This is a genomic window from Kitasatospora sp. NPDC032757 (assembly GCF_055579305.1).
Map to the genome: position 1 here is coordinate 181,533 of NZ_JBVINN010000008.1, position 6,863 is coordinate 188,395.

The following is a 6,863-nucleotide window of genomic DNA, read 5'->3' on the forward strand; positions in this document are numbered from 1 at the left end:
GCATGACTGACACCGTTTCGCACCCGGAGCTCGAAGGCCTGGGCACCTACGAGTACGGCTGGGCGGACCCGGACGCCGCCGGCGCCGCCGCCAAGCGCGGGCTCAGCGAGGACGTCGTCCGCGACATCTCGGCAAAGAAGAACGAGTCCGAGTGGATGCTGAACCTGCGGCTCAAGGGCCTCAAGCTGTTCGGCAAGAAGCCCATGCCGACCTGGGGCTCCGACCTCACCGGCATCGACTTCGACAACATCAAGTACTTCGTCCGCTCGACCGAGAAGCAGGCCGAGTCCTGGGAGGACCTGCCCGCGGACATCAAGGCGACGTACGACAAGCTGGGCATCCCGGAGGCGGAGAAGCAGCGCCTGGTCGCCGGTGTTGCCGCGCAGTACGAGTCCGAGGTGGTCTACCACCAGATCCGCGAGGACCTCGAGGAGCAGGGTGTCATCTTCCTGGACACCGACACCGCTCTGAGGGAGCACCCGGAGATCTTCAAGGAGTACTTCGGCACCGTCATCCCGGCCGGCGACAACAAGTTCGCCGCGCTGAACACGGCCGTCTGGTCCGGTGGCTCCTTCATCTACGTCCCGAAGGGTGTCCAGGTCGACATCCCGCTCCAGGCCTACTTCCGGATCAACACCGAGAACATGGGCCAGTTCGAGCGGACGCTGATCATCGTCGACGAGGACGCCTACGTCCACTACGTCGAGGGCTGCACCGCGCCGATCTACTCCTCGGACTCGCTGCACTCCGCTGTCGTGGAGATCATCGTCAAGAAGGGCGGCCGCTGCCGCTACACGACCATCCAGAACTGGTCGAACAACGTCTACAACCTGGTCACCAAGCGCGCCGTGGCGTACGAGGGCGCGACCATGGAGTGGATCGACGGCAACATCGGTTCCAAGGTCACCATGAAGTACCCGGCCGTCTACCTGATGGGCGAGCACGCCAAGGGCGAGACCCTGTCGATCGCCTTCGCCGGCGAGGGCCAGCACCAGGACGCCGGCGCCAAGATGGTCCACATGGCGCCGAACACCTCCTCCAACATCGTCTCCAAGTCGGTGGCGCGAGGCGGCGGCCGCACCTCCTACCGCGGTCTGATCGAGATCGGCGAGGGCTCCAAGGGCGCCAAGTCCAACGTGCTCTGCGACGCGCTGCTGGTCGACACCATCTCCCGCTCGGACACGTACCCGTACGTGGACGTCCGCGAGGACGACGTGTCCATGGGTCACGAGGCGACCGTCTCCAAGGTCAGCGAGGACCAGCTCTTCTACCTGATGAGCCGGGGCATGACCGAGTTCGAGGCGATGGCGATGATCGTCCGTGGCTTCGTCGAGCCGATCGCGCGCGAGCTGCCGATGGAGTACGCGCTGGAGCTGAACCGGCTGATCGAGCTGCAGATGGAGGGCTCCGTCGGCTGACGAGCAGCCGCACGCAGTCCAGTCCGCATCGTTAGGAAGAGAGCACCACGACAGCCATGGCTGACGTCAACACCCCCACCGGCTCCACCACCGCCGGTTCGATCGAGGTCGGCACCGCCGGGGCGGGCGCGCAGCTCGCCGGTCCCGGCACCGGCCGCGCCTCCGTCCAGCAGCCGATCGACGCCCGCGTCGCGGTCAAGCCCTCCTTCGAGGTCGGCGACTTCCCGGTGCCGACCGGCCGCGAGGAGGACTGGCGCTTCACCCCGCTCCACCGCCTGAACGGCCTGCACGACGGCACCGCCGCTGCCACGGTCGAGAAGGACGGCGAAGGCACGGACAAGGTCGAGCTGAGCCTGCCGGACGGCGTCACCGCCGAGACCGTCGGCCGCGACGACGCCCGCCTGGGCAAGGCCGGCAAGCCGGTCGACCGGGTCGCCGCGCAGGCGTTCAGCGCCTTCGAGCAGGCGCTCGTGGTCACCGTCCCCAAGGAGACGGTGCTCACCGAGCCGGTCAAGATCGACGTGCACGGCGAGGGCGGCACCCGCTTCGCCCACGTGGTGGTCGACGTCAAGCCGTTCGCCGAGGCCGTCGTGGTGATCAACCACACCGGTACCGGCACCCGCGCCGCCAACGTCGAGCTCCTGGTCGGCGACGGTGCCAAGCTCACCTTTGTCTCCGTCCAGGACTGGGACCGCGACGCGGTGCACGCCACCCAGCAGACCGCCCTGGTCGGCCGGGACGCCTCGCTGAAGTCCGTGGTCGTCACCTTCGGCGGCGACGTGGTCCGCATCCACCCGCGGGTCTCCTACGCCGCGCCGGGCGGCGAGGCCGAGCTGTTCGGCCTCTACTTCGCCGACGCCGGCCAGCACCTGGAGCACCGTCTGGTCATCGACCACGACACCCCGCACTGCCGCTCCAACGTGGTCTACAAGGGCGCGCTGCAGGGCCAGGACGCGCACGCCGTCTGGGTCGGCGACGTGCTGATCCGCGCCGCCGCCGAGGGCACCGACACCTACGAGCACAACCGCAACCTGGTGCTCACCGACGGCGCCCGCGTCGACTCGATCCCGAACCTGGAGATCGAGACCGGCGAGATCGTCGGCGCCGGCCACGCCTCCGCGACCGGCCGCTTCGACGACGAGCAGCTCTTCTACCTGCAGGCCCGCGGCATCCCGGCCGACGAGGCCCGCCGCCTGGTGGTGCGCGGCTTCTTCGCCGAGCTGGTCCAGCAGATCGGCGTCGCCGAGATCCAGGACCAGCTGATGGAGAAGATCGAAGCCGAGCTGGAAGCGGCGGTCTGAGCCAGATGAGCTTTCTCCGCGCCTGCGCGCTCAGCGAGCTCGCCGAGGACGTGCCCAAGCGCGTCGACCTCAACGGCGTGCCGGTCTCCATCGTCCGCACCGACGAGGGGGTGTTCGCGATCAACGACATCTGCTCGCACGCGAACGTCTCGCTCTCCGAGGGCGAGGTCGAGGACTGCATGATCGAGTGCTGGCTGCACGGCTCCAGCTTCGACCTGCGCACCGGCAAGCCCTCCGGCCTGCCCGCCACCAAGCCGGTCGCTGTCTACCCCGTAAAGATCGAAGGGGACGATGTGCTCGTCTCCGTCAACCAGGAGTCCTGAGTACACATGGCAACCCTTGAAATCCGCGACCTGCACGTCTCCGTCGAGGCCGAGAACGGCCCCCGGGAGATCCTGAAGGGCGTCGACCTGACCGTGAAGCAGGGCGAGACCCACGCGATCATGGGTCCGAACGGCTCCGGCAAGTCCACCCTGGCCTACACGCTGGCCGGCCACCCGAAGTACACCGTCACCGGCGGCCAGGTGCTGCTGGACGGCGAGGACGTCCTGGAGATGTCCGTCGACGAGCGTGCCCGCGCCGGTGTCTTCCTCGCCATGCAGTACCCGGTCGAGGTCCCCGGTGTCTCGGTCTCCAACTTCCTGCGCACCGCCGCCACCGCCGTCCGCGGCGAGGCCCCCAAGCTGCGGCTGTGGGTGAAGGAGGTCAAGGAGGCCATGGCGGCCCTCCAGATGGACCCGGCCTTCGCCGAGCGCAACGTCAACGAGGGCTTCTCCGGCGGCGAGAAGAAGCGCCACGAGATCCTCCAGCTGGAGCTGCTCAAGCCGAAGATCGCGATCCTCGACGAGACCGACTCCGGCCTGGACGTCGACGCGCTCCGCCAGGTCTCCGAGGGCATCAACCGGGTCCGTTCCACCGGCGAGGTCGGCACCCTGCTGGTGACCCACTACACCCGCATCCTGCGGTACATCAAGCCCGACTACGTCCACGTGTTCTCGGCCGGCCGCATCGTCGAGTCCGGCGGTGCCGAGCTGGCCGACAAGCTGGAGAACGAGGGCTACGAGTCCTACGTGAAGGGCGGCGCTTCCGAGTGACCCATACGCACGAGTCGGCGGTTCTGTCGGGTCTGCTCGACACCGATGCGATCCGCAAGGACTTCCCGGTCCTCCAGCGGCTGCTGCACGACGACAAGCCGCTGGTCTACCTGGACAACGCGGCCACCTCGCAGAAGCCGCGCCAGGTGCTCGAGGCGCTCAACGCCTACTACGAGCGGCACAACGCCAACGTCCACCGCGGCGTGCACGTGCTCGCCGAGGAGGCCACGGCGCTGTACGAGGGCGCCCGTGACAAGGTCGCGGCGTTCGTCAACGCGCCGAGCCGCAACGAGGTGGTCTTCACCAAGAACGCCTCGGAGTCGCTCAACCTGGTCGCCAACATGCTGACCTGGGCGGACGAGCCGTACCGGGTGGACGCCGAGTCCGAGATCGTCATCACGGAGATGGAGCACCACTCCAACATCGTCCCGTGGCAGCTGCTCTCGCAGCGCACCGGCGCGAAGCTGAAGTGGTTCGGGCTGACCGACGAGGGCCGGCTCGACCTGTCCAACATCGACGAGCTGATCACCGAGAAGACCAAGGTGGTCTCGTTCACCCTGGTCTCCAACCTGCTCGGCACCGTCAACCCGGTCGAGACCATCGTGCGCAAGGCCCAGGCCGTCGGCGCCCTCGTGGTGATCGACGCCTCGCAGGCCGCGCCGCACATGGTCCTGGACGTGCAGGCGCTGGAGGCCGACTTCGTCGCCTTCACCGGCCACAAGATGCTCGCCCCGACCGGCATCGGCGTGCTCTGGGGCCGCCAGGAGCTGCTGGAGGACCTCCCGCCGTTCCTCGGCGGCGGCGAGATGATCGAGACCGTCACCATGGGCTCGTCCACCTACGCCCCGGCGCCGCACAAGTTCGAGGCCGGCACCCCGCCGATCGCCCAGGCGGTCGGGCTGGGCGCGGCCATCGACTACCTGTCGGCCATCGGCATGGAGAAGATCGCCGCGCACGAGCACGCGATCACCGAGTACGCCGTCGAGCGCCTGCTGGAGGTCCCGGACCTGCGGATCATCGGCCCGCGCACGGCCGTGGACCGTGGCGCCGCGATCTCGTTCACGCTGGGTGACATCCACCCGCACGACGTGGGCCAGGTGCTGGACGAGCAGGGCATCGCCGTGCGCGTCGGCCACCACTGTGCGCGGCCGGTCTGCCTGCGGTACGGAATTCCGGCGACCACGCGGGCGTCGTTCTATCTGTACTCGACGCCGGGCGAGGTCGACGCCCTGATCGACGGCCTGCACCACGTCCGGAACTTCTTCGGCTGACAGGACGGCCCACGACATGAAGCTCGACTCGATGTACCAGGACATCATCCTGGACCACTACCGCAACCCGCACGGCAAGGGGCTGCGGGACGGCGACGCCGAGGTGCACCACGTCAACCCCACCTGCGGGGACGAGATCACCCTGCGGGTGAGGCTCGACGGCGCCACGGTCGCCGACGTCTCGTACGAGTCGCAGGGCTGTTCCATCAGCCAGGCCAGCGCCTCGGTGCTGAACGACCTGGTGGTCGGCAAGACCGTCGGCGAGGCGCAGGCCGTCCAGGAGGCCTTCCTGGAGCTCATGCAGAGCAAGGGCCAGGGCGAGGGCGACGAGGAGGTGCTGGAGGACGCGGTCGCGTTCGCCGGCGTCTCCAAGTACCCGGCCCGGGTCAAGTGCGCACTGCTGAGCTGGATGGCCTGGAAGGACGCCACCGCCAAGGCGCTGGCCGAGCGGCCCGCCGTCGACGGCACCACCAACTGACGCAGAAGAGGAGGACAGACACCATGAGCGACACCACCGAGACGCCCGCCCCTTCCGCCGAGGAGGGCCCGACCGTCATCGTCGGCACCACCGCCGGCACCGTCTCCGTCGAGGACCTCACCGAGGCCCTGATGGACGTCGTCGACCCCGAGCTGGGCATCGACGTCGTCAACCTGGGCCTGATCTACGGGATCCACATCGACGAGTCGGACGTGGCCACCATCGACATGACGCTCACCTCGGCGGCCTGCCCGCTGACCGACGTCATCGAGGACCAGGCCAAGACGGCCACCGACGGCCTCGTCCAGGACCTGCGCATCAACTGGGTCTGGATGCCGCCGTGGGGCCCCGACAAGATCACCGACGACGGCCGCGACCAGCTCCGCGCCCTCGGCTTCAACGTCTGAGATCCATCGATCGTCAACCTGCTGCCGCGCGAATCTCTCCTTCGGGGGAATGATTCGCGCGGCAGTGGTATATCTGCCGATGGGTGGCGAGACTGCTGGAAGCCCTGGACTGCGTAGCGCCCTGTCCGCGAACGCCGCCGCCCGGTACGGAATCCGTACCGGGCGGCGGCGTTTCTGCTGGTCGTGTGCCACGAACGCTGAAGGGGGCGTCGATGTAGGAGCTTCTGGACGCGGTGCTGTGCGAGAGATGGAGGTAGGTCCTCCGGGGTCGCCCTGCAGGGGGAGGCTCCAAACCACCGTTGGCTGCGCCGGTTAAGTGCCGGTCGTGGTGAGCGCAACGGGAAAAGGCGCGGCTTGATCGCGTCAGGTATGGATCAGGAAGGCGAGCGGGAGCGAACCGCTGATGACGTGTCGTAAGAAATTCCAGTGGCGTCGAAACCGGGGCAAGACCTGGGCCCCGGGACAAGTCCGGGGGGAGCCTGCTGACTGCCCGGGTGGCGTCCGGCATGTAGGCGGCGCGAGCCTGGTCCGGGCTCTTGCATGGAACGTGGGAACCTGTCGCCCCGATACGGTCGCCGGCCCGGTGGGCCGGCGGCGAGAGGGAGTACTCCAAGCGGACAACGCCGCGAGGAGCCGAGTACCGTCGCGGGGCACGGGGGCAGACCGTCTCGTAGTAGTGATGAAGCCCGGTAACGCGGGTGGAGCGAAGGGGACGGGTCGTCTGGGTCTGCTTGGTGGTCAACCGGAGTTCCCGGGATGAGCCGGACGAGCGGATCGAAGTCGTTTGAGATCTCGAAGTATCTGGTGTTCGAGGCGTACTTGAGGGTCAAGGCCAACAAGGGCGCGGCGGGCGTCGACGGCGAGTCGATCACGCAGTTCGAGGAGAACCTTCGG

Annotated in this window: 7 protein-coding genes; all 7 read left to right on the forward strand. The window is 68.2% G+C overall.

The genetic code is table 11. The features are described from left to right. Window positions 1-2 precede the first annotated feature (2 nt). From sufB to ACZ5WK_RS13805, 7 genes are read left to right on the forward strand one after another with little or no spacing between them, the layout of a single operon-like run. Window positions 3-1,418 (forward strand): Fe-S cluster assembly protein SufB, encoded by a 1,416-nt coding sequence (gene sufB / locus ACZ5WK_RS13775; RefSeq protein WP_396320491.1) that lies wholly within the window; start codon window positions 3-5, stop codon window positions 1,416-1,418. A gap of 56 nt (window positions 1,419-1,474) precedes the next feature. Then, window positions 1,475-2,719: a Fe-S cluster assembly protein SufD gene (sufD, locus tag ACZ5WK_RS13780; protein WP_465547530.1), complete on the forward strand. Its 1,245-nt coding sequence runs from the start codon at window positions 1,475-1,477 to the stop codon at window positions 2,717-2,719. A 5-nt stretch (window positions 2,720-2,724) separates the two neighbouring features. Beyond that, window positions 2,725-3,042, forward strand: coding sequence for a bifunctional 3-phenylpropionate/cinnamic acid dioxygenase ferredoxin subunit (locus ACZ5WK_RS13785; RefSeq protein WP_396320489.1), 318 nt, complete (start codon window positions 2,725-2,727; stop codon window positions 3,040-3,042). 6 nt (window positions 3,043-3,048) lie between these two features. Next, the gene (gene sufC, locus ACZ5WK_RS13790) at window positions 3,049-3,813 is read left to right on the forward strand and encodes a Fe-S cluster assembly ATPase SufC (protein ID WP_465547531.1); all 765 of its coding nucleotides are present in this window, start codon (window positions 3,049-3,051) and stop codon (window positions 3,811-3,813) included. A 23-nt stretch (window positions 3,814-3,836) separates the two neighbouring features. Continuing rightward, a complete protein-coding gene (locus ACZ5WK_RS13795; RefSeq protein ID WP_396320571.1) occupies window positions 3,837-5,084 on the forward strand; it encodes a cysteine desulfurase in 1,248 nt (415 codons plus the stop codon). A gap of 16 nt (window positions 5,085-5,100) precedes the next feature. Then, window positions 5,101-5,562 carry a Fe-S cluster assembly sulfur transfer protein SufU gene (gene sufU / locus ACZ5WK_RS13800; RefSeq protein WP_465547532.1) on the forward strand — a complete coding sequence of 154 codons (462 nt, stop codon included), beginning with the start codon at window positions 5,101-5,103 and terminating at the stop codon, window positions 5,560-5,562. 23 nt (window positions 5,563-5,585) lie between these two features. Next, window positions 5,586-5,969 (forward strand): metal-sulfur cluster assembly factor, encoded by a 384-nt coding sequence (locus ACZ5WK_RS13805; protein ID WP_396320486.1) that lies wholly within the window; start codon window positions 5,586-5,588, stop codon window positions 5,967-5,969. Window positions 5,970-6,863: the final 894 nt, after the last annotated feature.

Coding starts and splice junctions, on each gene's coding strand:
- sufB (WP_396320491.1), top strand. CDS start 3: ATGACTGACACCGTTTCGCACCCGGAGCTCGAAGGCCTGGGCACCTAC.
- sufD (WP_465547530.1), top strand. CDS start 1,475: ATGGCTGACGTCAACACCCCCACCGGCTCCACCACCGCCGGTTCGATC.
- ACZ5WK_RS13785 (WP_396320489.1), top strand. CDS start 2,725: ATGAGCTTTCTCCGCGCCTGCGCGCTCAGCGAGCTCGCCGAGGACGTG.
- sufC (WP_465547531.1), top strand. CDS start 3,049: ATGGCAACCCTTGAAATCCGCGACCTGCACGTCTCCGTCGAGGCCGAG.
- sufU (WP_465547532.1), top strand. CDS start 5,101: ATGAAGCTCGACTCGATGTACCAGGACATCATCCTGGACCACTACCGC.
- ACZ5WK_RS13805 (WP_396320486.1), top strand. CDS start 5,586: ATGAGCGACACCACCGAGACGCCCGCCCCTTCCGCCGAGGAGGGCCCG.